This window comes from Rathayibacter sp. VKM Ac-2801 (genome assembly GCF_009834245.1).
GTDB lineage: Bacteria > Actinomycetota > Actinomycetes > Actinomycetales > Microbacteriaceae > Rathayibacter.
Genome location: NZ_CP047183.1, coordinates 1,895,201 through 1,921,361 on the forward strand (window position 1 = coordinate 1,895,201; position 26,161 = coordinate 1,921,361).

A 26,161-nucleotide genomic window follows, 5' to 3' on the forward strand; every position below is an offset into this window, starting at 1 on the left:
CCGAGCGCCGTCAAGGCCTGGGGCGTCCAGGGACGTCGCGGCAGGATGGAGGGGACCACGAACCCGGGGCGACCCGCCCCGACGAGGAGAGGAACATCCATGACACGCATCGCCGTCATCGGAGCCCACGGCAAGGTGGGGCAGCAGATCCTGCACCTGCTCTACGACGCCGGCCACGAGTCGGTCGGAGTGATCCGCAACCCCGATCACGCCGAGGACATCGTCCGGCTGGGCGGTGAGCCGCTCGTGCACGACCTCGAGGACACGACGCCCGAGGCCTTTGCCGAAGCGCTCGGCCACGTCGACGGCATGGTGTTCACCGCCGGAGCCGGACCCGACTCGGGCCCGGAGCGCAAGCGCACGGTCGACCTGGGGGCGTCCGTCCTCAGCCAGAAGGCCGCCGCGATCGTCGGAGTCCAGCACTTCGTGCAGGTCAGCGCCATCGGAGTGGACGAGCCGCTGCCCGAGGACACGGAGGAGGGCTGGAAGGCCTACGTGGAGGCCAAGCGCGACGCCGACGCGGCACTGCGCGACTCCGGCCTCGACTACACGATCCTCCGCCCGGGCGGGCTCACGGACGACGAGGGCACCGGCACGATCACGCTCGGCACCTCCGTCGAGAAGGGGAGCATCCCGCGAGCGGACGTCGCCGCCACGGTGATCGCCGCCCTGGCGCAGCCGACCTCCATCGCGAAGACGTGGGAGATCGTCTCCGGTCCCACCCCGATCGAGGACGCGGTCGCCCAGGGAGCCTGAGCCCCGCACCGCCTCCTAGAGTGGGGCGGGTGAGCACCCACCCGCCCCGCCCCTGGACCCGCAGCTACGCTCCCGGCGTGCCGACGGAGCTCGAGCTCCCGACCGGCTCGCTCGTCGACATCGTCACCGAGTCGGCCGAGCGCTATCCCCACCAGGTCGCGCTCGAGTTCTTCGGCCGCTCGACCAGCTACTCCCAGCTCGCCGACGAGGTGGAGCGGGCCGCCGAGGGCCTCCGCCGCCTGGGCGTCCGCGCGGGCGACCCGGTCGCCCTCGTCCTCCCGAACTGCCCGCAGCACGTCGTCGCCTTCTACGCCGTCCTCCGGCTCGGCGCGGTGGTGGTGGAGCACAATCCGCTCTACACCCCGCGCGAGCTGCGCCACCAGTTCGAGGACCACGGCGCCCGTGTCGCGATCGCCTGGAACCGCGTCGTGCCGACGGTGCAGGACCTCCCGGCCGATCTCGGCGTCGAGACGGTCGTCGCCGTCGACCTCACCCGTGCGATGCCCGCCTCGATGCGCGCAGCCCTCCGCCTTCCGCTGAAGAAGGCCCGGGAGTCGCGCGCCGCGCTGACCGGGCCGGTCCGCGGCGCGATCGAGTGGGAGTCGCTGCTGCGGCGGCGGATCGACGCGGCGCACCCGCGCCCGGTCGCCGAGGACCTCGCGGTCATCCAGTACACGAGCGGCACGACCGGCACGCCGAAGGGCGCCGAGCTGACCCACGCGAACCTGACGGCGAACGCGGCCCAATCGCGCGCCTGGGTGCCGACGGTCCGCCGCGGCGACTGCGTGGTCTACGCGGTGCTCCCCATGTTCCACGCCTACGGGCTGACGCTCTGCCTCACCTTCGCGATGAGCATGGGCGCGCGCCTGGTGCTGTTCCCGAAGTTCGACCCTGAGCTGGTGCTGAAGGTGGTCAAGAAGCACCCCGCCACCTTCCTGCCGGCCGTTCCGCCGATCGCGGAGCGCCTGGCGCGCAGCGCGCAGCAGCGGGGCGTCTCCCTCCACGGCATCGAGATCGCCATCTCCGGCGCGATGCCGCTCGACCCGGCGCTGGTCGAGTCGTTCGAGGCGCTGACCGGAGGGACGCTCGTCGAGGGCTACGGCCTCTCGGAGACCTCTCCGGTCCTGATGGCCAACCCGGTCGGTCCGACCCGACGCGCCGGGACGGTCGGGCTCCCCCTGCCGGGCACCGACGTGCGGATCGTCGACCCCGAGGATCCCGACACGGAGGTGGCGGCCGGCGAGCAGGGCGAGCTGGTCGTGCGCGGCCCGCAGGTGTTCCGCGGCTACCACCGCAAGCCCGAGGAGACGGCCGCGACCTTCACCGGCGACGGCTGGTTCCGGACCGGCGACATCGCGACGATCGACGAGGACGGCTTCGTGCGCATCGTCGACCGGATCAAGGAGCTCGTGATCACGGGCGGCTTCAACGTCTCGCCGTCCGAGGTGGAGGAGGTGCTGCTCCGCCTCCCCGAGATCAAGGAGGTGGCGGTGGTCGGCCTGCCCGATCCGCGCAGCGGCGAGGCCGTGGCGGCGGCGGTCGTCCTGGAGCCGGGCGCGCAGCTCGACGTCGCGGCCGCCCGCAGGGCCGTCCGGGAGGCGCTGACCCCCTACAAAGTCCCCAAGCGGATCACCGTCGTCGACGAGCTGCCGAGGAGCATGATCGGCAAGGTCCTCCGGCGCCAGGTGAAGGCCATGCTGACCGACGAGGACTAGCCCGGAACGAGAGAGGCCCCCGACCACGCTCCGTGATCGGGGGCTCTCTCGTCGAGGCTAGAAGCCGAAATCGCCGCCCCCGAAGTCGCCGCCCCCTCCGAAGTCGCCGCCCCCTCCGAAGTCGCCGCCGCCTCCGAAGTCGCCACCGCCGGAGTCGCCCCAGCCGCCGCCGTCACCGGCGTCCGCGCCGGAGGCGTCCGCTCCGCTCGCGTCCGCTCCGCCGTCGGCCGAGGCGTCTCCCCCGCCGTCACCGCCCGCGTAGTCGCCCCCCGCGTCGGGAAGGAACGCACCCGCGATGGCCGAGCCGATCGCGAACCCGGCGATCGTGCCGAGCATCGAGGAGGCGAGGACGCCGCCGAAGCCCATGCCGCCGCCGCCGGAGAAGCGCCGCTCCATGAATCCGGGCTGGCGCAGCTCGCTCCGGGTGGCGGACTGTGCGAGGGTGCGCGGGTCGTCATCCTTCGGCGCGTCGCCGACCGGAGCGCCCTCGCTGAGCTCGCGGAAGACCTGCTGGCGCTGCTCAGGGGTCAACTGCTCGAACGCCTCGCGGTGCACCTGCTCGATCGCCTCGGGCGGTGCGGTGCGGAGGAGGTAGCGGTAGCGCTCGATGGCCCGTTCGTCATCGCTGCGCGGAGACGTCGTCGGCGGAGAGCCGTACTCGGGCCTGCGGTCCGCGGCCTGCGGCGGCGCGTACGTCGAGCGGCGTGCGCTCTCGGGCTGCTCGTCGCGGCCCAGCAGTCGGTCCAGGAATCCCATGATCTCCTCCTCGGCGCCCGACGGACGCACACCGCCACCGTAGGCCTGCCAGCGCTCCGGGTGCTGAGCGTTCTCTCAGAGGCTGCTCGGAGCGATGGCCGCGATCACTTCTGCTTCGGGATGACCACCCACATCACGAGGTAGGCGATGATCTGCGGCCCCGGGAGGAGGCACGAGAGCACGAACAGGAGACGCACCACGAAGGGGCTCCAGCCGAATCGGCGGGCGAGACCGGCACAGACGCCGGCGATGATCCTGCCCCGACGGGGGCGCACGAGAGTAGCCATGACTCCACTCTGGCGCAGGGCGCCTGAGCGGGGCATCCGGGAAACCCCCTAGTCCCGCGCGGGAGTCCCGTCGAGCTCCTCGGGCCGGGACGCTCCGACCGAGCGGGCGAAGGCGGCCGCGCGCTCGGCGTCGGCCTCCGGCCAGACCACGCGGAAGCGCTCGAAGACCACGTCGCCCATGCCGCCCGGTGAGACGCGGGAGAAGTACCGCCGATGCCCGTCGAGCCAGGAGGCGCGCGTGCGGTCCCCCTCGCCCTCGGCCCAGGCGAACGCGTCGTCGACGGAGTCGAGCGGACCGGTCCGCACCTCGTCCGTCACGAGGACCGCCCGCGCCGCTCCCGCGCCGTCGCAGACGATCCAGTGGTCGCCCGCAGCGGGCGCCCCCTCCTCGGCGAGGGAGGCGGTGGCCGTCTTCACTCCGCGCCGCACGAGGCCCAGCAGCTCGTCCGCCATCGCCGTGCTGTCGCCAAAGGACTCGACCGGCGGGAGCGCTCGGTCGACGCCCGGATGCGCGGAGCGGTACTCCTCCCACAGACGCGCCGCCGAGGCCACGTCCGGCTCGGGGAGCGCCGTGCGCTCCGGAGTGGCGGGCACGAGGGCGACGATGTTCGCACCGGCGAGGGAGGCGGGATCATCGGGGTGGTTGTCGGGCGTGGTCACCATCTCGAACGGCCAGTGCTGCTGCAGCCAGCGGCGCGCGTACGCGTCGAGCTCCTCCTCGAGCCGGGACCCGCGGACGGCGGGCACAACCCACCAGGAGGCCTCGGCGGAGTCGCCGCCGCCCGGTCGGATGCTCAGGGCGCCGAGCGCCTCGGTGCGGTCCGGACCGACGAGCAGGAACGCGTGCGCCCGCCCGGCACGTGCCTCCTCCTCGAGGCGGAGGAGGCCGCGCACGTCGTCGCCGAGGGACGCCGACGGCAGGGCAGCCGGATCGTCCCCCGGGAGGAGAGCCGCGAGCCACGGGCGCTGCTCGCCGATGACCGCGTGCAGGAGGTCCGCGTCGCTCGAGACGAGCGGACGCAGGAGCGCGCCCGCCGGCAGCTCGAGCCGCGCGGGAAGCGGCGCCACGCCGGATCCACCGCTCATGACCGCACCTCCCCGCGCACCGGCTCAGCCGGCCGCGCGCTCCAGGACGAGCTCGCGGACGCGGGCCGCGTCGGCCTGGCCCTTCATGGCCTTCATCACGGCGCCGATCACGGCACCGGCGGCCTGCACCTTGCCGTCGCGGATCTTCGCGAGCACGTCGGGCTGCGAGGCCAGTGCCGCATCGATCGCCTCGATGAGCGCTCCGTCGTCCGAGACGACCGCGAGACCGCGGGCGTCGACGACCTCCTGCGGGGTGCCCTCTCCGGCGATGACGCCCTGGAGGACCTCGCGCGCGAGGCGGTCGGTCAGCGTGCCGCTCTCGATCAGACCGGCGAGCTCGGCGACCTGGGCCGGGGTGACCAGGGAGGCCGGGTCCTCGCCCGCCGCGTTCGCGAGGCGCGCGATCTCGCCGGTCCACCACTTGCGGGCGGCCTGCGGAGCGGCTCCCGCGGAGACGGTCTCGGCGATCTCGACCAGCAGGCCGCTGTTGGCGACGTCCTGGAACTCGAGGTCGGTGAAGCCCCACTCGGCCTTGAGACGGCGACGGCGGTCGGCGGGCTTCTCGGGCAGCGCCGCGCGCAGCTCCTCGATCAGCTCGCGGCTCGGCACGACCGGGAGCAGGTCGGGCTCCGGGAAGTAGCGGTAGTCGTCGGCATCGCTCTTGGGCCGGCCCGCGGAGGTGCGGCCGGTGTCCTCGTGCCAGTGGCGCGTCTCCTGCGTGATCGTGCCGCCTGCGGCGAGGATCGCCGCCTGGCGCTGGATCTCGTAGCGGACGGCGCGCTCGACCGAGCGGAGCGAGTTGACGTTCTTGGTCTCGGTGCGGGTGCCGAGCTTCTCCTGGCCGATCGGGCGGAGCGAGACGTTCGCGTCGCAGCGGAGGTTGCCGCGCTCCATCTTGGCGTCCGAGATGCCGAGCGCCAGCACGATGTCCCGGATCGTCGCGACGTAGGCCTTCGCGTACTCGGGCGCGCTCTTCCCCGCGCCGTAGATCGGCTTCGTGACGATCTCGACGAGCGGGACCCCTGCGCGGTTGTAGTCCACGAGGGAGTACTCGGCGCCCTGGATGCGGCCGGTGGCGCCGCCGACGTGCGTGAGCTTGCCGGCGTCCTCCTCCATGTGCGCGCGCTCGATCGGGATCTGCACGAGCGAGCCGTCGACCAGCTCGATCTCGACCGAGCCCTCGAAGGCGATCGGCTCGTCGAACTGCGAGATCTGGTAGTTCTTCGCCAGGTCCGGGTAGAAGTAGTTCTTGCGCGCGAAGCGGCTGGACGGAGCGATCGAGCAGCCCAGGGCGAGGCCGAGGCTGATCGAGTACCGCACGGCCTGCTCGTTCACGACCGGCAGCGATCCCGGGAGGCCGAGGTCGACCGGGGTCACGTTCGTGTTGGGCTCGGATCCGAACTCGTTCGGCGCGTCCGAGAACATCTTGGTCTTCGTGTTGAGCTCGACGTGCACCTCGAAGCCGAGCACCGGCTCGAAGGTCTCGAAGACCTCGTCGTAGTCCATCAGCTCGGGAGCGGACGTGTGCGCGGAGGCCATCAGACGGCACCTTCCTCGGTCGCGGAGAGCACGGAGTGGGTCAGGTCGGGGGCCTGAGCGAGCAGCGGGCGGCCCCACTTCTCCTCGAGCAGGGCCTCGAGCGCGGCGCCCACGCTGTAGAGGCGCACGTCCTCCCGGGCGGGAGCGAGGAACTGGATGCCGACGGGCAGCCCGTCCTCGTCGGCGAGGCCGGCGGGGACGGAGATGCCGGGGATGCCGGCCAGGTTCGCCGGGATGGTCGCGACGTCGCCGCGGTACATCGCCAGCGGGTCGTCGAGCTTCTCGCCGAGACGGTAGGCGGTGGTCGGCGCGGTCGGCGAGGCGATCACGTCGACGCTCGCGAAGGCCGCGTCGAAGTCCCGCTGCACCAGCGTCCGGACCTTCTGCGCGCTGCCGTAGTAGGCGTCGTAGTAGCCGGCCGAGAGGGCGTAGGTGCCGAGGATGATCCGGCGCTTGACCTCGGGGCCGAAGCCCTGCTCGCGGGTCGCGGACATGACCTGCTCGACCGTGCCGCCGCCCTCGGGCGTGACGCGGAGGCCGAACCGCACCGAGTCGAACTTGGCCAGGTTGCTGGAGGCCTCCGCCGGGAGGATCAGGTAGTAGGCGGCGACCGCGTGCTCGACGCTCGGGAGGCTCACCTCGACGACCTCGGCACCGGCGCCCTGGAGGATCTCGAGCGCCTCGTGGAAGCGCGCCAGCACGCCGGGCTGGAAGCCCTCGCCGCCGTCGAGCTCCTTGACCACGCCGATCCGGAGGCCCGTCACGTCGGCGCGGCGGACCGCGTCGGCGAAGGAGGGCCAGGAGTCGCGCAGCGACGTCGAGTCGCGCGGGTCGTGGCCCGCGATGACGTCGTGCAGCAGGGCGGAGTCGAGGACCGTCCGGGAGACGGGGCCGATCTGGTCGAGGCTCGAGGCGAGCGCGATCGCTCCGTAGCGCGAGACGCCGCCGTAGGTCGGCTTCACGCCGACCGTGCCGGTCACGTGCGCGGGCTGACGGATCGACCCTCCGGTGTCGGAACCGAGGGCCAGAGGCGCCTCGTAGCTCGCGACGGCCGCCGCGGACCCGCCGCCGGAGCCGCCGGGGATCCGGTCGAGGTCCCAGGGGTTGTGGGTGGGGCCGTATGCGCTGCGCTCGGTGGTCGAGCCCATCGCGAACTCGTCCATGTTGGTCTTGCCGATCGGGACCAGCCCGGCCTCGCGGACCTTGCGCATCACGGTCGCGTCGTACGGCGGGCGCCAGCCCTCGAGGATGCGGGAGCCGCTCGTGGTCGGCATGTCGTTCGTGACGATGACGTCCTTGACCGCGAGAGGCACTCCCGCCAGCGGGTGCAGCGACTCGCCGTCCGCGCGGCGGCGGTCGATCGCCTCGGCGGACGCGACGGCGCCCTCGCGCGCGACGTGGAGGAAGGCGTGGACCGCTCCGTCGACCGCGTCGATGCGCTCGAGATGGGCGCGGGTCGCCTCGACCGAGGAGACCGAGCCGTCGGCCAGCTTCTGGGAGAGGGCGGACGCGCTGAGGCGGACGAGCTCGTCGCCGTGCGCGCTCACTGCTCCTCCCCCAGGATCGCGGAGACCTGGAAGCGGCTGCCGTCGTGCTCGGGGGCGCCGGAGAGGGCCTGCTCGAGCGTGAGGGTCTCGCCGACCACGTCGGGCCGGAAGACGTTCTCGAGCGGGATCGGGTGGCTGGTCGCCGGCACCTCGGGCGTGGCGACGGCCTGGACCGCGCGCACGGAGTCGACGATCTGGCCGAGCTCCCTGGTGAGGCTCCCGATCTCGTCGGAAGTGAGGTCGATCCTGGCCAGCTGGGCCAGATGGGCGACCGTGTCGGCCGTGATCTCGGACATGCGTCTCCGTCTGGTGGTTCGGGGGGATTTCCGGCCGCCAGTCTACTCGGCGCGCCCGCACCGCCTCCGCCTGCGCCGCCCGCCCGTCAGGAGCCGCCGAAGAGGCTGGCGCCGTGCTTCAGGAGGGCGTTGTACGCCCCCTCGTAGGTGGTCGGCAGGTCCTCGCCGGGCTCGCCGTACCGGGCCAGCAGCAGGCCCATCAGGCCGACGGCGGGCGGGCTCAGCGGCTTGTCGCGGTTCACGTGAGCCGGATGCGCGGGCGCCGCCTCGGGGTTCGGAGGCAGGTATTGCGGCACCGTGGTCGGCCAGTCGCCGATCTGCCGCGGCTCGTCGAGGGTCAGCACCCCGAAGAGGTCGGGGGCGGAGGCGTCGCGAGCGGTCAGCGGCTCGAGGCCGTGCAGGGCGCTGAGGGTCCGGATCACGGCGCCGTGGTGCAGCTCGTCGTGCACGATCGTGCCGGCCCTCGTGTACGCCGAGACGGCGATCGCCGGCACGCGGCAGCCGAGCCGGTCGAAGGCGAAGCCCATCTCGCCCTCGCGGCCGTCGCCCGGCGGAGTCGCCGACGGCGGGGGGACGTGGTCGTAGAGGCCGCCGTGCTCGTCGAAGGTCGCCAGCAGGAGCGTGTTCATCGCGTTCGAGCCGGTCGCGCTCGCGCTCTCCCGGATCGCCGAGTACACCTGGTGCAGCAGCAGCTCGCCGGCGCGGACGTCGGACAGCGCACTGTCGTAGACGGGCGTGCCGTCGACCTCGTCCTCGTGCAGGACGCCGGTCGGCGGGTGCATGTCGTTGTGGTCGAAGACGAGCCGCGGCTCGAGGAAGGCGTAGTCGGGCAGCTCGCCGTTCTCCACGTCGGCGTAGAAGCGGTCCATCGTCGAGAAGTGCGTCTTCCAGTACTTCTCGAGCACCGGCGCGTGCAGGAACCCGGTGTACGAGACCACCTGCAGCGCGTCGAAGTAGACGCGCCAGGTCTTCCCCGCCTCCTCGAGGCGGTTGAAGACGGTCGGCGCGTCGGCCAGATCGTCGGCGAGCCACTTCTCGTAGCCGCCGCCCTGCTTGTTCGTGACGAAGCCGTGCGAGGTCGACGCGTGCAGGAAGGACCGGTTGCAGAAGGTCTGGGAGGGGACGGCGCAGAACCAGTGGTCGAAGACGGCGAACTCGCGGGCGAGGGTGGAGAAGACGGGCAGCATCTCCGGTGAGAAGCCGCCCATGATCGTCCGAGCCTCCTCCGCCGTCGGCTCCTGCCCCTTCTTCATCACCCGCAGGTGCTGGACGTAGTCCTCGAGGAAGCCGGTCATCGTCGGGGCGGAGGCGTCGGCGGGCGCGTTGAAGGGCGCGGTCATCGCGCCGACGGTGCGGCCGGCGTTCTCGGGAGGATCCACCGTGCCGAAGAGCTGGGTGTTGACGTGCGGGTACTCCTCGCCGGGATCCGGATCGGGCTGGCGCATCACGGAGTCGGTGGCCCCCTCGTAGACGTGCGTGCCGACGGTCAGGCCCCCGGCGCTGGTGTTCGTCCGCTCGTCGGGGAGGAGGCCCTCGAAGCTCTCGCCCGCTGGCAGGTCGTCCGGTCCGTAGAGGCGGCCCAGGACGTTGTCGAAGGAGCGGTTCTCGAACATGATCACGACGACGTGGTCGAAGCCCGGCTCCGTGCGGGCGGGCAGTCGCGGCTCCTCTTCGCGGCGGGGACCGGAGGCGACGGCCGCGCCGATCGCGCCGCCGGCGAGGGCTCCGGCTCCGACTCCGGCGGCCGCGGTACCGGCCAGGAAGCGGCGGCGCGAGCGGGAGCGGGGCGCTCCGTCGTCGTGCTCCGAGGGAGTCCGCTCGCTGCTCATCTCCGCCGCCTCTCCTGCGCCGCCTGCGCCTGCTCGGAGTGTAGCGACGCGCCCGGGGCGGCGGCCCGGAGGCGGGCGAGCAGTCCGGTGTCCGGCTCCGGGTCGACGTGTGCGCGGCGGGCCGCCTCGCGGAGGCGCCGTCCGACCGGCGCGGGCGGCGCGAACGCCGGCGCCGTGCGGGGCCAGCGCGCGAGAGGCCGGTCGGGACCGCTCAGGAGTGCGGCCAGTTCTCGGACCTGCGGATCGACGAGGGCGCGGCGCACGCCTGCCCGGGCGCGCACGAGCTGCGCGGGAGTCTCCGGACCGAGCGGCACCTCGCTCCGGGCACCCGCGGGGACCGCCGAGGCGAGGACGAGGGCCGGCACCGCAGCGGGCCGGTCCGCGCTCCCCCGCGCCGTGACGAGGAGCATCATCCGCCGACCCGCCCGCTCACCGCCGCGGACGGCGTCGGCCACGACGTGCAGCAGCTGCTCCGCGAGGCGCGCATCGGCGGAGCGCTCGGTGCCGGCGGCTGCGGCGTCGGCGAAGTCGGCCGGATCGACGAGGGAGCGCGGCTCGACCAGGACGAGCGGAGGAAGGGTGCCGGCGGCGGCTTCGGCGGCCAGCGCCTCGACGGGCAGGAGGCGCCCGCCGCCGGAGTCTGCGGCCCCCGGATCGCGGTGGGGCCACTCCGGATCGGCGAGGAGCGTGGTCGAGACGCCCTGCCGCTCGTCGATCGCGAGAGCCCAGCCGGTGCCGGTCTCCCGGGCCGCGCGCAGGGCCGCCAGCAGCGGATCGCGGCCGTCGGCGCGCCAATGGTCGGCCCGGGCGAAGGCCGTGGCGAGGAGCGCGTGCACCGGGAGCATCTCGGGGGCGAAGCGCGCGCCCGGAGGATCGTCCGGGCCTGGCGCGGTCATCACGGCGTCCGTGCCGCCGGTGAACACCGGGCCGTCCTCATCGTCGAGGGCGCCGAGGACCTGGTCGCGGCTGCGGCCGGCGAAGGAGAGCACGACCAGGTGGTCGATCCGCCCGAGCACCTCGGCGGTCCGGCGCTCGGCGGCGGTGGGTCGAGCCGCGGCGTCGAGCGCGAGCGATGCGGCATCGGCGAGGGAGCGGCGCAGGAACGCGCGCCGCTCTCCGCCGCCCGCGTCAGGCATCGGGCCCGGTCGGCTCCTCCGTGGTCGGGGCGGCCGCGTCCGGCGCGGCGTCGTCCTCCGTGACGGCGTCGTTCTCGACCTCGGACCGCGACGCGACGTCCTCGTCCGCGTCGCCGGCAGCCGCCTCCGCCGGAGCGTCGACGGAAGCCTCCTCCGGCAGCGCGATCGCAGCCGGTCCCTCCGTCACCAGCAGGTGGAACTCGGCCGCGGTGATGATCCGGAGGCCCAGGGCCTCGGCCTTGCCGAGCTTGCTGCCGGCGCCGGGCCCGGCGGCGACGTAGTCGGTCTTCTTGGAGACGCTCGAGCCGGCCTTGCCGCCGGCCGCGAGGATCGCCTCCTGGGCCCCCTCGCGGGAGTACCCCTCCAGGCTGCCGGTCGCCACGATCGTGAGACCTGCGAGCACCCCGCCGGCGGCGTCCGCGGCGCCGGGCCCGGGGTGGCCGGGCGTGGCGAAGCGCACTCCGGCCGCGGCCCAGCGCTCGACGATCTCGACGTGCCAGTCGACCTCGAACCAGGCGATCAGCGCGTCGGCGATGATCCCGCCCACTCCGTCGACGGCGGCGAGCTCGTCGCGGCTCGCCCCGCGGATCGCCTCGAGCGAGCCGAAGTAGCCCGCCAGCGCGCGCGCCGCGACCGGGCCGACGTGGCGGATGCTGAGCGAGACCAGCAGGCGCCACAGCTCCTTGGTCTTCGCCCGCTCGATGTTCTCGATCAGCCGGAGGGCGTTGGTGCTGGGCACCGAGGCGGCGTCCCCCGCGAAGGCTCCCGCCTCCGGGTCGAACGCGCCGTCCTTGGCGAGCTGCCGCTTGCGCTTGAAGGGCGTGACGACCTTCGGATCGCCCTTCGCGTCGAGCTTCTGCAGACCCGTCTCGGAGTCGCGGACGACGACCTCGATCGGGAAGAGATCGGCCACCGTGAGCTCGAACAGGCCCGCTTCGGTCCGCAGCGGCGGCTCGGCGGGCACCAGAGGCTGGGTCAGGGCGGCGGCACTGACCTCGCCGAGCGCCTCGATGTCGAGTGCGCCGCGGCTGCCGATGTGCTCGACGCGCCCGCGGACCTGCGCGGGGCAGGACTCCGCGTTGGGGCAGCGCAGGTCGACGTCGCCCTCCTTGGCCGGAGCGAGGGTGGTGCCGCACTCGGGACACTGCGTCGGCATCACGAACTCGCGCTCGGAGCCGTCGCGGAGCTCGACCACCGGGCCGAGCACCTCGGGGATGACGTCCCCGGCCTTCCGCAGCACGACCGTGTCGCCGATGAGCACGCCCTTGGCCTTGACCACGTCGGCGTTGTGCAGCGTGGCCTGGCGCACCTCGGACCCCGCGACCTTCACCTTGGTCATCTGGGCGAACGGAGTCGCGCGGCCGGTGCGCCCGACGCTCACGACGATGTCAAGGAGCTTCGTGTGCACCTCCTCGGGCGGGTACTTGTAGGCGATCGCCCAGCGCGGAGCCCGGCTGGTGGCGCCGAGCTCGTCGTGCAGCTCGAGCTCGTCCACCTTCACGACCACGCCGTCGATCTCGTGCTCGACCGAGTGGCGCTCCCGGCCGAAGCGCTCGACGAAGGCGAGCACCTCCTCCACCGAGGCCGAGACGCGGTTGTGGCCGCTGACCGGCAGTCCCCAGGAGGAGAGCAGCCCGTAGACCTCGGACTGGGTCGCGACCGGCGGGTCCGGCCAGGCGCCGATGCCGTGCACGTAGAGCGCGAGGGACCCGACGCGCGCCTCGCCGGCGCGCAGGTCGAGACCGGACTTCTTGTCGAGCTGCTGGCGGAGGCCGCCGCTGGCCGCGTTCCGCGGGTTGGCGAAGGTGGGGAAGCGCCGTAGCGCGCTCGTGCGCGCCTTCTCCTCCTCGAAGGCGCCGCGGGTGGCGGCCGGGCGGGACGACCAGCGGGCCCGCGCCTCCTCGACCGCCTCGTCGCGCAGCGTCTCCTGGAGGGCGTTCAGCTCGGCGAAGGCGGCCACGGGGATGAAGACCTCGCCGCGGACCTCGACGAGGGCGGGGTGGCCCTCGCCGGAGAGGCGCTCGGGGATGCCCGCGACGCGGAGCGCGTTGACGGTGACGTCCTCGCCGGTGCGGCCGTCGCCGCGGGTCGCCGCCGTGACGAGGCGGCCGTGCTCGTAGTGGAGGGAGATCGCGAGCCCGTCGATCTTGAGCTCGGTGAGCCAGGCGACGGGGCGGTCGGCCGAGGCCACCGTCTTCTCGCACCACTCGCGCAGCTCCTCGGCCGAGAACACGTTGTCGAGGGAGAGCATCCGCTCGGCGTGGTAGATGGGGGCGAGGCCCGCTCCGACGATCCCGCCGACGGTCTGCGTCGGCGAGTCCTCGGCGCCGAGCTCGGGGTGCTCGGCCTCGAGCGCGGCGAGCTCGCGCACCAGGGCGTCGTACTCGGCGTCGGACAGCGGCGAGGAGTCGGCCGCGTAGTAGTCGTCGCTCGCCGAGCGGATCCGCGCCCGCAGCTCCTCGACGCGGGCAGCGGGCTCGACGGCGCTCATCGGAGCACCGCGGCGTCGGCCGCGACCGTGCGGTCGATCGTGCACTGGCCCAGCACGCGGGTGCCGAGGTAGACGACGGCCGTCTGGCCGGGGGCGACGCCGTCGAGCGGCGAGTCCGGAGTGATCACGAGCTCCACCCTGCCATCGACGTCCGACACCACCGCGGAGGCGGGGACCGGGTCGGCGTGCGCGCGGATCTGGACGTCGCAGCGGAAGGGCGCGTCCGCGTCCTCGGGAGCGGCGCCCGCCCACGTGAACCGCTCGCCGGCGATCTCGCCGATGCGCAGCGCCTCGCGCGGACCGACCACGACCTCGTTGCTCACCGGCCGCACCTCCAGGACGAAGCGCGGCCGTCCGTCGGGCGCGGGGACGCCGAGGTGCAGGCCTCGGCGCTGGCCCACCGTGTACCCGTGGGCGCCCTCGTGGGAGCCGACCACCGCGCCGTCCCGATCGACGATCGCTCCGGTCGCAGGGGCGACGCGCTCGGCGAGCCAGCCGCGGGTGTCGCCGTCGGGGATGAAGCAGATGTCGTAGCTGTCGGGCTTGCTCGCGACGCTGAGCCCGCGCTCCGCCGCCTCCGCGCGCACGATCGCCTTGGACGGCGTGGATCCGAGCGGGAACATCGAGTGCCGCAGCTGCTGCTCCGTCAGCACGCCGAGGACGTAGGACTGGTCCTTCGCCTCGTCGCTCGCACGGTGGAGCTCCGGGGAGCCGTCGCCGGCGGTGCGGAGGGAGGCGTAGTGGCCGGTGCAGACGGCGTCGAAGCCGAGGTCGAGAGCCTTCTCGAGCAGGGCGGCGAACTTGATCCGCTCGTTGCAGCGCATGCAGGGGTTCGGGGTGCGGCCCGCCGAGTACTCGGCGACGAAGTCGTCGACGACGTCGAGCTTGAACCGCTCGGAGAAGTCCCACACGTAGTACGGGATGCCGAGGACGTTCGCGGCGCGCTGCGCGTCCATCGAGTCCTCGATGGTGCAGCACCCCCGGCTGCCGGTGCGCAGCGTGCCGGGCATCCTGCTCAGGGCGAGGTGCACGCCCACCACATCGTGCCCCGCCTCCACCGCGCGGGCCGCGGCCACCGCCGAGTCCACTCCACCGCTCATCGCCGCCAGAACCTTCACCGTGCGAGTCTACGTTTCCCGCGGGCGGGCCGGCAGGGGTTCAGGCGGGCAGCACCGCGCGGTTCGAGAGCCCGGCGCGGGCGGCGCGGGCGTAGGCGCCGGGCAGCGCGGCCAGGAGGGCGTCGACGTCGGCGTCGGTCGAGGTGTGGCCGAGCGTCATCCGGAGCACCCCGCGGGCCTCGTCCTCGCTCCGGCCGAGCGCGAGGACCACGTGCGAGGGCTCCGGGATCCCCGCCGTGCAGGCGGACCCGGTCGAGACGGAGACGCCCGCCGTGTCGAGGAGGAAGAGGAGGGAGTCGCCCTGCGCGCCGGGGAAGGCGAGGTGCGCGTTGGCGGCGACCCGGCGTCCGGAGTCGAGGGCGGGCCCGGTCAGGGTCGCGCCCGGCACGGCGGCGAGGACGCCCGCGACGAGCCGGTCGCGCAGGGCGGCGAGGCGCTGCGCCTCCGCCGGCAGCTCGGCGTCCGCCTCGACCGCGGCGGCGGCGAAGGCCGCGGCGCCCGGCACGTCCTGGGTGCCGGAGCGGACGCCCCGCTGCTGTCCGCCTCCGTGCAGCACCGGCACCACGCGGGCGTCGCGGGCGAGCACGAGTGCACCGGTGGCGATCGGGCCGCCGACCTTGTGACCCGAGACGCTGACCGCGGCCAGTCCTGCACCGCGACCGGAGCCGGAGGCGCGGCGGATCTCGGCGATCCGCAGCGGCACGTGCCCGAGGGCGGCGACCGCGTCGACGTGCAGGGGGACGCCGGCGCGCGCGCACACCGCCGCGAGCTCACCGATCGGGTTGATCGTGCCGATCTCGTTGTTGACCCAGAGCACCGTGACCAGGGCGACCGAGGCCGGGTCCTCCTCCAGCGCCGCGGCGAGCGCCTCCGGTCGCAGGGTGCCCTCGTCGTCGAGCGGCAGCCACTCGAGGACGGCGCCCTCGTGCTCGGCGAGCCAGGCGGCGGAGTCGAGCGTCGCGTGGTGCTCCCCCTCGGCGACCAGGACCCGGACGCGGCCCGGATCCTCGCTCCGGCGCTGCCAGTAGAGGCCCTTGATGCCGAGGTTGACCGCCTCGGTGCCGCCGGCGGTGAGGATCACCTCGATCGGCTCGCAGCCGAGCACCCCGGCGAGCGCCGAGCGGGCGTCCTCCAGGCGGCGGCGCGCCTCCTGGCCGGAGCCGTGCACGGAGGAGGGGTTGCCGGCGTGCGCGGACGCCTCCGCGAACGCGGCGAGCGCCGAGGCGCGCAGCGGGGTGGTCGCGGCGTGGTCGAGGTAGATCACAGCAGCCCTTCGTCCCGCATCGGGGGCACGGAGGGAGCCGGTGCCCGTCACTACTGTAAGTCGCATGACCTCTCACGATCCCCTGGCCCGGCTCGGCGTGACCGTGGACGATCAGGGCGGCGGGCTGCGGGTCTGGTCCGAGAGCGCGAGCGCCGTCGATCTGCTGCTGTACGACGAGAAGGACCCGACCTGGGTGACCCGCACGGTCCCGCTGACGCGCGACGACGACGCGGTCTGGTCCGCGCGCTCCGATCTGCTGGCTCCCGGCCGCCGCTACGCTCTGCGCGTCGACGGGCCGACCGGCCCCCGGCACCGCTTCGACCCGCGCCGGGCCCTGCTGGAGCCGTACTCCCGGGGCCTGCACCGGGTGGCGGAGAACGAGTGGCGCTCGGTCGTCGTGGACGACGCGTTCGACTGGGGCTCCTCCTCCCAGCCCGGCACCTCGATGGACCGCACCGTGATCTACGAGGCGCACGTGAAGGGGCTGACCCGGCTGAACCCGGCGCTCCCCGTGGAGCTGCGCGGCACCTACGCCGGCCTGGCGCACGAGTCGACGGTCTCGGCGCTGCTCGAGCTGGGCGTCACGGCGGTCGAGCTGCTGCCGGTGCACGCCTTCGTGTCGGAGCAGCGCCTGCTGCGGCAGGGCCTGACCAACTACTGGGGCTACAACACGCTGAACTTCTTCGCCCCGCACGCGGCGTACGCCTCCTCCACCGCGCAGCGCGGCGGACCGACCGCCGTGCTCCGCGAGTTCAAGGGGATGGTGAAGCTCCTCCACGAGGCCGGCCTCGAGGTGATCCTGGACGTGGTCTACAACCACACCGCCGAGGAGGGGCCGGGCGGGCCGATGTCGAGCCTGCGCGGCATCGACGACGCCGGCTGGTACCGCCAGACGCCCGAGGGCCACTACGTGGACGTGACCGGCTGCGGCAACACGATCGACTTCGGCCGGCCCGCGGCGCAGCGCCTCGCGCTGGACTCGATGCGCTACTGGTCCGGAGAGGTCGGGATCGACGGCTTCCGGCTCGACCTGGCCGCGACCCTCGGCCGGGACGAGATCGCGCACTTCCGGAGCGACCACCCGCTGCTGCGGGCCGCGGTCGAGGATCCGGCGCTGGCCGGCGTGAAGATGATCGCCGAGCCCTGGGACGTGGGCATGGGCGGCTGGCAGACCGGGAACTTCCCCGCAGGGTGGTCGGAGTGGAACGACCGCTACCGCGACCGCGCCCGCAACTTCTGGCTCTCGGACATCGACTACGCCCGCCGGGCCGGTACCGCGCCCGTCGGCATCGGCGGCTTCGCGACCCGGCTCTCGGGCTCCTCCAACACCTTCTCGGCGGAGCGGGGACCCCTCGCATCGGTCAACTTCGTCACTGCGCACGACGGCTTCACGCTCGCGGACCTCGTCTCGTACAACGTCAAGCACAACATCGGCAACGGCGAGTCGAACCGCGACGGAGCCGACACCAACCGCTCCTTCAACCACGGCTTCGAGGGCCCCACCACCGACGAGCGGATCACGCAGGCGCGGCGCAAGGCGATGCGGAACCTCCTCGGCACCCTGCTGCTGTCGGCCGGCGTGCCGATGATCACGGCGGGCGACGAGACCGGGCGCAGCCAGCGCGGCAACAACAACGCCTACTGCCAGGACTCGGACCTGACCTGGGTGCGCTGGGAGGGCCTGGCCGACTGGCAGCTCGCGCTCCGCGCGCACACGCGGACCCTGCTGCGCCTGCGGCGCGAGCACCCGGCGCTGCGTCCCTCCCGCTACGGAAGCGGCGACGCGAGCGAGCCGGGCGCCACGAGCATGACGTGGTTCGACGCCCATGGGCGCGGGATGAGCGAGCACGACTGGACCTCCGCCGCCAACCGGACGCTGCAGTACCTCGCGGCCTCGACCCCGGTCGAGGGCGAGCCGGACCGCGTCCTGCTGGTGGTGCACGGCGTCGAGCAGGACACCGCGGTCGTGCTCGCCGAGGGCGAGGGGATCACCGGCTACACGCGCCTGTGGAACAGCGAGGAGCCGGAGCCGCTGGAGCACGGCGAGTCGTTCGAGCCGGGGCAGGTCATCCGCGTGGCCGGCACCTCGATGCAGCTCTTCGCGGCGCACGGGCCGGCGGCCGAGCAGGACGCCTGATGGCGCGGAGCGGGCCGGGGACCCCGGCGACCGTCGCGCTGACGGCGGCGAGCATCCCCTTCACAGCCCACGAGTACCGGCACGACCCGGCCACGACGCGCTACGGGCTCGAGGCGGCCGAAGCGCTCGGCGTCGAGCCGGAGCGGGTGTTCAAGACGCTGGTGGTCGACGTGGACGGCGAGCTCGTGGTGGGCGTCGTGCCCGTCACCGGCTCGCTCGGACTGAAGGAGCTCGCGGCCGCGGTCGGCGGCAAGCGGGCGGCGATGGCCGACCCCGCGCTCGCCCAGCGGAGGACCGGCTACGTGCTCGGCGGCATCTCACCGCTCGGGCAGAGGACGCGGCACCGCACCGTGATCGACGAGACCGTCGAGCTCCACGACACGGTGCTCGTCTCGGGCGGGCGCCGGGGCTTCGACATCGAGCTCGCCCCCGCCGACCTCGTTGCTGCGACGTCGGCCCTCCTCGCCGACATCGCGCGCTGACCCCTGCGCCCTCCCCCTCCGGGTGCCGTCCTCCTCCCGCGAGATGCCACTCGGGCGCGGGGTCAGCCTGCGGCGGCGGCCAGGCCCAGCTCGGCGGAGCGGGCCAGGAGCGGGTGCCGCGGCACGACGCGGACGGTGTAGCCGAAGGAGCCGCTGCGGTCGAGGGTGACCACTCCGGCGTACGGCACGCGGCCGACCGCGTCGGCGGGCACCACGGCACCCGACTCCTCGACCACCTCGAGCTCGTGGTGGCGGACCTCCGTGAGCGAGCCGTCGGCGGACGTCGTCCCGTAGACGACCTCGACCGAGACGTCCTCCGGCGAGAGCTCGCCCAGGCGCACGCCCGCCCGCACGGCGAGCCGGTCCCCGCGCTGGGGCACCGCGTCGATCCCGCCGGACTCGACGGACGCCACTGCGACCCCGGGCCAGCCGGCGCGGACGCGCCGCTTCCAGTTCGCCAGCTCCTTGGCCGGCTCGAAGTGGTCGGCGGCGACGGCCCGCCCGGCCTCGGCGGCCGGCGAGTAGAGCGCCTCGACGTACTGGCGCACCATCCTCTCGGCCGAGAGCTCGGGCGAGAGGGTCGCGAGGGTGTGCCGGATCGAGCGCACCCAGCGCCTGGGCACGCCGTCGTGATCGCGCTCGTAGTAGCGCGGTACCACCTCGGTCTCGAGCAGCTCGTAGAGTGCCTCGGCCTCGAGCGTGTCGCGGGCCTCCGGGTCGAGCGCGCGGTCGGAGGAGGGGATCGCCCAGCCGTTCTCGCCGTCGAAGTACTCGTTCCACCAGCCGTCGAGGATCGAGAGGTTGAGCGAGCCGTTGAGCGCCGCCTTCATCCCGGAGGTGCCGCACGCCTCGAGCGGTCGTAGCGGGTTGTTGAGCCAGACGTCGGTGCCCGGGTAGAGCAGCTGCGCCATCGCGATGTCGTAGTCCGGGAGGAAGACGATCCTCCGGCGCACGTCCGGCTCCTGCGCGAAGCGGACGAGCCGCTGGATCAGCCGCTTCCCCTCCTCGTCGGCCGGATGGGACTTGCCCGCGATGACGATCTGGATCGGGTGCTGCGGGTGGGTGAGCAGCGCGCGCAGGCGCTCGGGGTCGTGGAGCATCAGGGTCAGCCGCTTGTAGGTCGGCACCCGCCGGGCGAAGCCGATGGTCAGCACGTCCGGGTCCAGCAGCTCGTCGAGCCAGGCCGGCGGGAGGCCGCCCGGGTTCTGCTCGCGCCAGGAGCGGGCGGCGCGGCGGCGGGCGTCCTGGACCAGCTGCTCCCGCATCGCCCGGCGCGCGGCCCACAGCTCGGTGTCGCCGAGCGCGCCCGAGGCCCAGTCGGCCGTCGTCGTGTCGTCGGTGCCGAGCCGCTCCTCGGCGAGCCGCCGGAGGATCGGATCGGTCCAGGTCGCCGCGTGGACGCCGTTCGTCACCGAGCCGATCGGCACTTCCGCCGTCTCGAAGCCGGGCCAGAGGCTCGAGAACATCGAGCGGCTGACCTCGCCGTGCAGCGTCGAGACGCCGTTGGAGCGCTGCGCGAGGCGCAGACCCATGTACGCCATGTTGAACGCCGTCCCGGAGTCCCCCGGCTCGGCGCCCAGCGCGAGCACGTCCTCGACCTGCACGCCCGGGAGCAGCTCCGTGGAGAAGTACTCCTCGATCATCCCGCGGTCGAAGCGGTCGATGCCCGCCGGCACCGGAGTGTGCGTGGTGAAGACCGTGCTCGCCCGCACCACCTGGAGCGCCTGGTCGAAGTCCAGGCCCGCGCCGATCAGGCCGGAGATGCGCTCGAGCCCCTGGAAGCCGGCGTGCCCCTCGTTGGTGTGGAACACCTCCGGGAGGGCGCCGCCCGAGACCTCGGCCCAGAGCTCGAGCGCGCGGACCCCGCCGATGCCCAGCAGAAGCTCCTGCAGCAGGCGGTGCTCGCCCCCGCCGCCGTAGAGGCGGTCGGTGACCGAGCGGAGCGAGTCCTCGTTCTCGGGGATGTCGGTGTCGAGCAGGAGGAGGGTCACCCGGCCCACCTCGGCGCGCCAGACCCGGGCGTAGAGCGCGCGGCCCTCGGGGAGCGCCAGCACGATGCGGGCGGGCGAGCCGTCGGCGAGGCGGACGACGCGCAACGGCAGCCCGTCGGGGTCGAGCGAGGGGTAGGACTCGACCTGCCAGCCGTCGGCGGAGAGCTTCTGCGAGAAGTAGCCCGACCGGTAGAAGAGGCCGACACCGGTGAGCGGCACGCCCAGGTCGGAGGACGCCTTCAGGTGGTCGCCGGCGAGGATGCCGAGTCCGCCGGAGTACTGGGGCAGAGCCGCCGCGATGCCGAACTCCGGCGAGAAGTAGGCGATCGAGCGCGGAGCCGACTCCGGGAGCGACTGGTACCACCGCGGCTCGGCGCGGTAGCGCTCCAGCTCGTCGCGGAGGCGCCACGCCTCGTCGACGAAGCCCTGGTCCCCCGCCAGCTCGGCGAGGCGCTCGGGGCTCACCGCTCCGAGCAGGGCGGTGGGGTCCGCTCCCCCGCGCCGCCACAGCTCGGGATCGACCCGCTCGAACAGCCGCCGGGCGGGCTCGTGCCAGGCCCAGCGCAGGTTGCCCGCCAGATCGCCCAGAGCCGAGAGCTCGGGCGGGAGGACGGAGCGGACGATGAAGCGGCGGATCGCCTTCACGGCACCCCTCGACTCTCTGCGGACCCCGGATCTCCCGGTCGCGGAGCACCGGGGCGGTCGCGCTCGGTCACCCTAGCGGACCCCGGCCACCGCGGATCGGCGGGACGCGGACCCCCCTCGACGCTCCGGCGCGCTCACCCCGGGTCCGTTTGCACAGGCCCGAGCGCGGGCGCAAGCGTCGTGTGCGAGCCGTCGCCGGTCGCTACTGTCGTGACGTGGCTCAGATACCTTTCGGCAAGGCTCAGAACGGCAAGGACGCACGGCGAGCGGGTCGCGGACGCGCACCCCAGGAGGCGTCGGCGCCTCCCGAGACGGCCGCTCCGGCGCCCGCCGCCGCCCCCGAGGCGGCTCCTGCTCCCCCCGCGGCCGACAGCGCTCCGGCCGCCCCGCTGACCGCGGACGCACCCGACGTGTCGCCGGCGCCCGCGACGACCGGGAGCGGCTACCGCGTCCGCGCCGAGCGCCTGCCGATCATCGACCCGCAGCCGCGGCTCGAGGACGACCGCTGGCCCGCGAAGGCGTTCGTCGGCGAGGTCGTCCCCTTCGCCGCGACCGCCTTCCGCGAGGGGCACGACCTCATCGGCGTCGACCTCCTGCTGAGCTCGCCCTCCGGGGCCGAGTCGGAGCACCGGATGTCGCTCCTCGCGACCGGCACCGACCGCTACGGGCGTCTCGTGGCCCTCGACGAGGAGGGCGACTGGAGCTACCGCATCCGCGCCTTCGCCGACGACTGGGCGACCTGGCTGCACACCGCCGAGGTCAAGATCCCGGCGGGCCTGGACATCGACGTCACTTTCGCCATCGGCGAGGGCCTTCTGCGCAGCGGCGCCGACGACTCCTCGCGGCCCGAGAGCGAGCGCAGCCTGCTCTCCGACACCGCCGCCCGCATCGGCGACGCCTCGCTGAGCACCGAGGAGCGCCTCGCCGCGGCGACCGGTCCCGCCGTCCACGGCGCGCTCGACGCCCGCCCGGTGATGAGCCTCACCAGCGTCTCGGAGCCGCGCACCGTCCACGTCGAGCGCACCCGCGCCGGCGTCGGCGCCTGGTACGAGTTCTTCCCCCGCTCCGAGGGCGCCGTGCGCCACGAGGACGGGACCGTGACCAGCGGATCCTTCCGCACCGCGATCGACCGCCTCCCCGCCGTGGCCGCGATGGGCTTCGACGTGCTCTACCTGCCGCCGATCCACCCCATCGGCCGCTCCTTCCGCAAGGGCCCGAACAACACCCTCGACGCCGGCGAGAACGACCCCGGCTCGCCGTGGGCGATCGGCTCGGCCGAGGGCGGGCACGACGCGATCCACCCGGACCTCGGCACCGAGGACGACTTCCGCGCCTTCCACGCCGCGGTCGAGGACGCGGGCCTCGAGCTCGCCCTCGACTTCGCCCTGCAGGCCTCGCCCGACCACCCCTGGGTCACCAGCCACCCCGAGTGGTTCACGACGCTCCCCGACGGCTCGATCGCCTACGCCGAGAACCCGCCGAAGAAGTACCAGGACATCTACCCGATCAACTTCGACAACGATCCCGAGGGCATCCGGCAGGAGTCGCTGCGGGTCCTGCGGCACTGGATCGACCTGGGCGTGCGGATCTTCCGCGTCGACAACCCCCACACGAAGCCGCTCGACTTCTGGGAGTGGATCATCCACGAGGTCAACGCCGAGCACCCCGAGGTCGTCTTCCTCGCGGAGGCGTTCACGCGCCCCGCGATCATGCGCGCGCTCGGCAAGGTCGGCTTCCAGCAGTCGTACTCCTACTTCGCCTGGCGCAACACCAAGGAGGAGCTCGGCGAGTTCTTCACGAGCATCTCCCACGAGACGGCCGACTACATGCGGCCGAACCTCTTCGTGAACACGCCGGACATCCTCACCGAGTACCTCCAGTACGGCGGCCGCTCGGCGTACAAGGTGCGGGCGGCCCTGGCCGCGACCGCGTCGCCGCTGTGGGGCGTCTACGCCGGCTACGAGCTGGTCGAGAACGTAGCTCGCCCGGGCGCCGAGGAGAACATCGACAACGAGAAGTACGAGTACAAGACGCGCGACTGGGCCGGAGCCGAGGAGTCGGGCCGCTCGCTGGCGCCGTACATCACGCGCCTCAACGAGATCCGGCGCTCGCACCCCGCGCTCGGGCAGCTGCGGAACCTGCACGTCCACGGCAGCGACGACGACGCGATCCTCGTCTACTCCAAGCACCTGCAGGCAGCGTTCACGGGCACCGGGACCGACGACACGATCATCGTCGTCGTCAACACCGACCCGCACTCGGCCCGCGAGACCACGGTCCACCTCGACCTGCCCGCGATCGGCCTCGACTGGAGCGCGACCTTCGAGGTCGAGGACCTGATCACCGGCGCCGTCTGGACCTGGGGCAGCGACGACTACGTGCGGCTCGACTCGTTCGTCGAGCCCGTGCACATCCTGAGCGTGAAGGCGGACGAGCGATGAGCGGAACCACTCCCGAGGGCACGAGCCCGGCCGAGGAGGCGGGCCTCGGCGCGCACGCCGAGACGGTCCCCACGACGGGCACCAGCTCGGCGACCACCTCCGGCCGCGGCGCGCACGTCGCCGAGGCGGCGCCCGACGCTCCGCAGCACCCGGGAGGGGACGGCGAGAACGCGCGCAGCTACGCGGTCGAGACGGTCCCGGAGGCGCCGCAGCCGGACACGGCCGACGACGCCGCGACCGAGCAGCCCGACGCCGCCGAGGACGCGGACTCCGCCCCGGTCGGCAGCGGCTCCGAGGACGCCCTGCACGACGACGCGGTCTCCGCCAGTTCCGACGCCGCCGATTCCGTCGCCGCCGACAGCGCGGCTCCCGTCGAGACGACCGCCGGTTCCGACGGGACGACTGCGGACCCCGCGTCCGCCGCCGGCTCCGTCGACGGCACCGCGGCGATCGCGTTGCCCGACATCCCCGAGTGGGTGCTCCAGCAGCTCGCCACCGGCAGCAACGCGCTCCCCCACGACGTCCTGGGCCAGCACCTCGTCGCGGCCCCCGGCGTCTCCGACCCGGTGACGGTCGTGCGCGTGCGCCGTCCGCTCGCCGAGAAGGTCGCTGTGGTGCTCGCCACCGGAGCCCGCGTCGAACTCAGCCACCTCAGCGACGGGATCTGGCAGGGCTTCCACATCCTCGGCCCGCAGGCGTACACCGTCGAGGCCCGTTACAGCGGCGGCGGCGAGTGGACCGCGGAGGACCCCTACCGCTTCTCGAAGACGGTCGGCGACTTCGACCTCTACCTCATCGGCGAGGGCCGCCACGAGCGGCTCTGGGAGGCGCTCGGTGCCCGCCACCGCGAGCACGAGGGGGTCTGGGGCACGAGCTTCGCCGTCTGGGCCCCGCACGCCCAGGCCGCTCGGGTCGTCGGCGACTTCAACGACTGGAGCGGCGAGGGCCACTCCCTCCGCAACCTCGGCACGACCGGGGTGTGGGAGATCTTCGTGCCGGGCGTCGAGCCCGGAGCCTCCTACAAGTTCGACCTGCTCTCGCGCGACGGCCACTGGGTCCGCAAGGCCGACCCGATGGCCCGCGCAACGGAGGTGCCGCCCGCGACCGCCTCGAAGGTCCCCGTCTCGCACCACCAGTGGCGCGACTCCGGCTGGATGGAGAAGCGCGCCTCGGTCGACCCGCACACGCAGCCGCTCAGCGTCTACGAGATGCACCTCGGCTCCTGGCGTCCGGGACTGGGCTACCGCGACCTCGCGGACCCGCTGATCGAGTACGTCACCGAGCTCGGCTTCACCCACGTGGAGTTCATGCCGCTGGCCGAGCACCCGTTCGGCGGCTCCTGGGGCTACCAGGTCACCGGGTACTACGCGCCCTCCAGCCGCTTCGGCACGGCCGACGACCTCAAGTACCTGATCGACCGCCTGCACCAGGCCGGCATCGGCGTCATCGTCGACTGGGTGCCCGGGCACTTCCCCAAGGACGACTTCGCCCTCGCCCGCTTCGACGGCGAGCCGCTCTACGAGCACCCGGACTGGCGCCGCGGCGAGCAGATGGACTGGGGCACCTACGTCTTCGACTTCGGGCACACCCAGGTGCGCAACTTCCTCGTCGCGAACGCCCTGTTCTGGCTCGAGGAGTTCCACGTCGACGCCCTGCGCGTGGACGCCGTCGCCTCGATGCTCTACCTCGACTACTCCCGCAAGGAGGGCGAGTGGCTGCCGAACCAGTACGGCGGACGCGAGCACCTCGAGGCGATCAGCTTCCTCCAGGAGGTCAACGCCACGGCCTACAAGCTCCACCCCGGCATCATGATGATCGCCGAGGAGTCGACCAGCTGGCCCGGCGTCACCCAGCCCACCAGCTCCGGCGGCCTCGGCTTCGGGCTCAAGTGGAACATGGGCTGGATGCACGACTCGCTCGACTACATGGCGAACGACCCGCTCTGGCGCCAGTACCACCTGGGCGAGATCACCTTCTCGTTCGTCTACGCCTTCAGTGAGAAGTTCGTCCTGCCGATCAGCCACGACGAGGTCGTGCACGGCAAGGGCTCGCTGATTCAGAAGATGCCCGGCGACCACTGGCAGCAGCTCGCCAACGTGCGCGCCTATCTCGCCTTCATGTGGGCGCACCCCGGCAAGCAGCTGCTCTTCATGGGCCAGGAGTTCGGCCAGTACTCGGAGTGGAGCGAGGAGCGGGGCCTGGACTGGTGGATCCTCGACCAGCCGAGCCACCGCGGCCTCTCGAGCCTCGTCGGGCAGCTGAACCGCGTCTACCGCGACTCCCCGTCGCTCTGGGAGCTCGACCACGAGCAGGCGGGCTTCGAGTGGATCGACGGCGGCGCGGCCGCGGCCAACGTCGTCTCGTTCCTGCGGAAGGACAGCGAGGGGCGCCCGATCGCCGTCATCGCCAACTTCTCGGGATCGCCCGTGCACGGCTACCGCGTGAGCCTGCCCACGGCCGGCCGCTGGGAGGAGCTCGTCAACACGGACGCCGAGATCTACGGCGGCAGCGGAGTCGGGAACTTCGGAGCGGTCGACGCGCGCGAGGAGCCGTGGGCGGGCCGCCCCGCGTCCGCCGAGCTGGTCCTGCCCCCGCTGGCCGTGCTCTACCTGCGACCCGCCGACTGACCGGTCCCCGCACGCAAG

Annotated in this window: 18 protein-coding genes; 6 read left to right on the forward strand and 12 right to left on the reverse strand. The window is 73.4% G+C overall.

The window, feature by feature from the left end:
* Positions 1 to 99: 99 nt before the first annotated feature.
* Complete coding sequence (locus GSU45_RS08730) at positions 100 to 756, forward strand: SDR family oxidoreductase (RefSeq protein ID WP_104223727.1); 657 nt, start codon at positions 100 to 102, stop codon at positions 754 to 756.
* Between the two features lie 29 nt (positions 757 to 785).
* Positions 786 to 2,471, forward strand: a complete 1,686-nt coding sequence (locus tag GSU45_RS08735) for a long-chain-fatty-acid--CoA ligase (RefSeq protein ID WP_159914277.1) — start codon at positions 786 to 788, stop codon at positions 2,469 to 2,471.
* A gap of 57 nt (positions 2,472 to 2,528) precedes the next feature.
* Here the strand turns inward: GSU45_RS08735 and GSU45_RS08740 are convergent, their stop codons facing one another.
* From GSU45_RS08740 to GSU45_RS08790, 11 genes are all read right to left on the reverse strand, one after another.
* Complete coding sequence (locus GSU45_RS08740) at positions 2,529 to 3,227, reverse strand: hypothetical protein (protein WP_159914279.1); 699 nt, start codon at positions 3,225 to 3,227, stop codon at positions 2,529 to 2,531.
* Between the two features lie 104 nt (positions 3,228 to 3,331).
* Positions 3,332 to 3,514 (reverse strand): PspC domain-containing protein, encoded by a 183-nt coding sequence (locus GSU45_RS08745; protein WP_104223873.1) that lies wholly within the window; start codon positions 3,512 to 3,514, stop codon positions 3,332 to 3,334.
* A 48-nt stretch (positions 3,515 to 3,562) separates the two neighbouring features.
* Complete coding sequence (locus GSU45_RS17235) at positions 3,563 to 4,600, reverse strand: ASCH domain-containing protein (RefSeq protein WP_244248067.1); 1,038 nt, start codon at positions 4,598 to 4,600, stop codon at positions 3,563 to 3,565.
* 24 nt (positions 4,601 to 4,624) lie between these two features.
* The gene (gene gatB, locus GSU45_RS08755; RefSeq protein WP_159914281.1) at positions 4,625 to 6,139 is read right to left on the reverse strand and encodes an Asp-tRNA(Asn)/Glu-tRNA(Gln) amidotransferase subunit GatB; all 1,515 of its coding nucleotides are present in this window, start codon (positions 6,137 to 6,139) and stop codon (positions 4,625 to 4,627) included.
* Positions 6,139 to 7,686, reverse strand: coding sequence for an Asp-tRNA(Asn)/Glu-tRNA(Gln) amidotransferase subunit GatA (gatA, locus tag GSU45_RS08760; RefSeq protein ID WP_159914283.1), 1,548 nt, complete (start codon positions 7,684 to 7,686; stop codon positions 6,139 to 6,141). Before gatA ends, gatB begins: the two co-directional genes overlap by 1 nt.
* A complete protein-coding gene (gatC, locus tag GSU45_RS08765) occupies positions 7,683 to 7,982 on the reverse strand; it encodes an Asp-tRNA(Asn)/Glu-tRNA(Gln) amidotransferase subunit GatC (protein ID WP_104226848.1) in 300 nt (99 codons plus the stop codon). Before gatC ends, gatA begins: the two co-directional genes overlap by 4 nt.
* Positions 7,983 to 8,068: 86 nt before the next feature.
* The gene (locus GSU45_RS08770) at positions 8,069 to 9,811 is read right to left on the reverse strand and encodes an alkaline phosphatase family protein (RefSeq protein ID WP_159914285.1); all 1,743 of its coding nucleotides are present in this window, start codon (positions 9,809 to 9,811) and stop codon (positions 8,069 to 8,071) included.
* Positions 9,808 to 10,947: a hypothetical protein gene (locus tag GSU45_RS08775; RefSeq protein ID WP_159914287.1), complete on the reverse strand. Its 1,140-nt coding sequence runs from the start codon at positions 10,945 to 10,947 to the stop codon at positions 9,808 to 9,810. The genes GSU45_RS08770 and GSU45_RS08775 overlap by 4 nt, the downstream gene beginning before the upstream one ends.
* Positions 10,940 to 13,438: an NAD-dependent DNA ligase LigA gene (gene ligA / locus GSU45_RS08780; RefSeq protein WP_159914289.1), complete on the reverse strand. Its 2,499-nt coding sequence runs from the start codon at positions 13,436 to 13,438 to the stop codon at positions 10,940 to 10,942. The genes GSU45_RS08775 and ligA overlap by 8 nt, the downstream gene beginning before the upstream one ends.
* Complete coding sequence (mnmA, locus tag GSU45_RS08785) at positions 13,435 to 14,556, reverse strand: tRNA 2-thiouridine(34) synthase MnmA (RefSeq protein ID WP_244248068.1); 1,122 nt, start codon at positions 14,554 to 14,556, stop codon at positions 13,435 to 13,437. The genes ligA and mnmA overlap by 4 nt, the downstream gene beginning before the upstream one ends.
* A gap of 40 nt (positions 14,557 to 14,596) precedes the next feature.
* Positions 14,597 to 15,820, reverse strand: a complete 1,224-nt coding sequence (locus GSU45_RS08790; protein ID WP_348272057.1) for a cysteine desulfurase family protein — start codon at positions 15,818 to 15,820, stop codon at positions 14,597 to 14,599.
* A gap of 64 nt (positions 15,821 to 15,884) precedes the next feature.
* Here GSU45_RS08790 and glgX point away from each other — a divergent pair, with 64 nt between their 5' ends.
* Positions 15,885 to 17,957, forward strand: a complete 2,073-nt coding sequence (glgX, locus tag GSU45_RS08795) for a glycogen debranching protein GlgX (RefSeq protein ID WP_159914293.1) — start codon at positions 15,885 to 15,887, stop codon at positions 17,955 to 17,957.
* On the forward strand, positions 17,957 to 18,439 hold the full coding sequence (gene ybaK / locus GSU45_RS08800) for a Cys-tRNA(Pro) deacylase (RefSeq protein ID WP_159914295.1): 483 nt from the start codon (positions 17,957 to 17,959) through the stop codon (positions 18,437 to 18,439). The genes glgX and ybaK overlap by 1 nt, the downstream gene beginning before the upstream one ends.
* Before the next feature lie 62 nt (positions 18,440 to 18,501).
* Here the strand turns inward: ybaK and glgP are convergent, their stop codons facing one another.
* The gene (glgP, locus tag GSU45_RS08805) at positions 18,502 to 21,075 is read right to left on the reverse strand and encodes an alpha-glucan family phosphorylase (RefSeq protein WP_159914297.1); all 2,574 of its coding nucleotides are present in this window, start codon (positions 21,073 to 21,075) and stop codon (positions 18,502 to 18,504) included.
* A 470-nt stretch (positions 21,076 to 21,545) separates the two neighbouring features.
* On the opposite strand from glgP, the gene GSU45_RS08810 reads away from it, so the two are divergent.
* Both GSU45_RS08810 and glgB read left to right on the forward strand, forming a co-directional pair.
* Complete coding sequence (locus GSU45_RS08810; RefSeq protein WP_279631117.1) at positions 21,546 to 23,516, forward strand: alpha-1,4-glucan--maltose-1-phosphate maltosyltransferase; 1,971 nt, start codon at positions 21,546 to 21,548, stop codon at positions 23,514 to 23,516.
* Entirely contained in the window at positions 23,513 to 26,143 is a 2,631-nt protein-coding gene (gene glgB, locus GSU45_RS08815; protein WP_159914299.1) for a 1,4-alpha-glucan branching protein GlgB, read from the forward strand. The genes GSU45_RS08810 and glgB overlap by 4 nt, the downstream gene beginning before the upstream one ends.
* Positions 26,144 to 26,161: the final 18 nt, after the last annotated feature.

Coding starts and splice junctions, on each gene's coding strand:
- glgB (WP_159914299.1), top strand. CDS start 23,513: ATGAGCGGAACCACTCCCGAGGGCACGAGCCCGGCCGAGGAGGCGGGC.
- GSU45_RS08740 (WP_159914279.1), bottom strand. CDS start 3,227: ATGGGATTCCTGGACCGACTGCTGGGCCGCGACGAGCAGCCCGAGAGC.
- glgX (WP_159914293.1), top strand. CDS start 15,885: ATGACCTCTCACGATCCCCTGGCCCGGCTCGGCGTGACCGTGGACGAT.
- GSU45_RS08745 (WP_104223873.1), bottom strand. CDS start 3,514: ATGGCTACTCTCGTGCGCCCCCGTCGGGGCAGGATCATCGCCGGCGTC.
- GSU45_RS08775 (WP_159914287.1), bottom strand. CDS start 10,947: ATGCCTGACGCGGGCGGCGGAGAGCGGCGCGCGTTCCTGCGCCGCTCC.
- ybaK (WP_159914295.1), top strand. CDS start 17,957: ATGGCGCGGAGCGGGCCGGGGACCCCGGCGACCGTCGCGCTGACGGCG.
- GSU45_RS08730 (WP_104223727.1), top strand. CDS start 100: ATGACACGCATCGCCGTCATCGGAGCCCACGGCAAGGTGGGGCAGCAG.
- GSU45_RS08770 (WP_159914285.1), bottom strand. CDS start 9,811: ATGAGCAGCGAGCGGACTCCCTCGGAGCACGACGACGGAGCGCCCCGC.
- gatC (WP_104226848.1), bottom strand. CDS start 7,982: ATGTCCGAGATCACGGCCGACACGGTCGCCCATCTGGCCCAGCTGGCC.
- ligA (WP_159914289.1), bottom strand. CDS start 13,438: ATGAGCGCCGTCGAGCCCGCTGCCCGCGTCGAGGAGCTGCGGGCGCGG.
- gatB (WP_159914281.1), bottom strand. CDS start 6,139: ATGGCCTCCGCGCACACGTCCGCTCCCGAGCTGATGGACTACGACGAG.
- GSU45_RS17235 (WP_244248067.1), bottom strand. CDS start 4,600: ATGAGCGGTGGATCCGGCGTGGCGCCGCTTCCCGCGCGGCTCGAGCTG.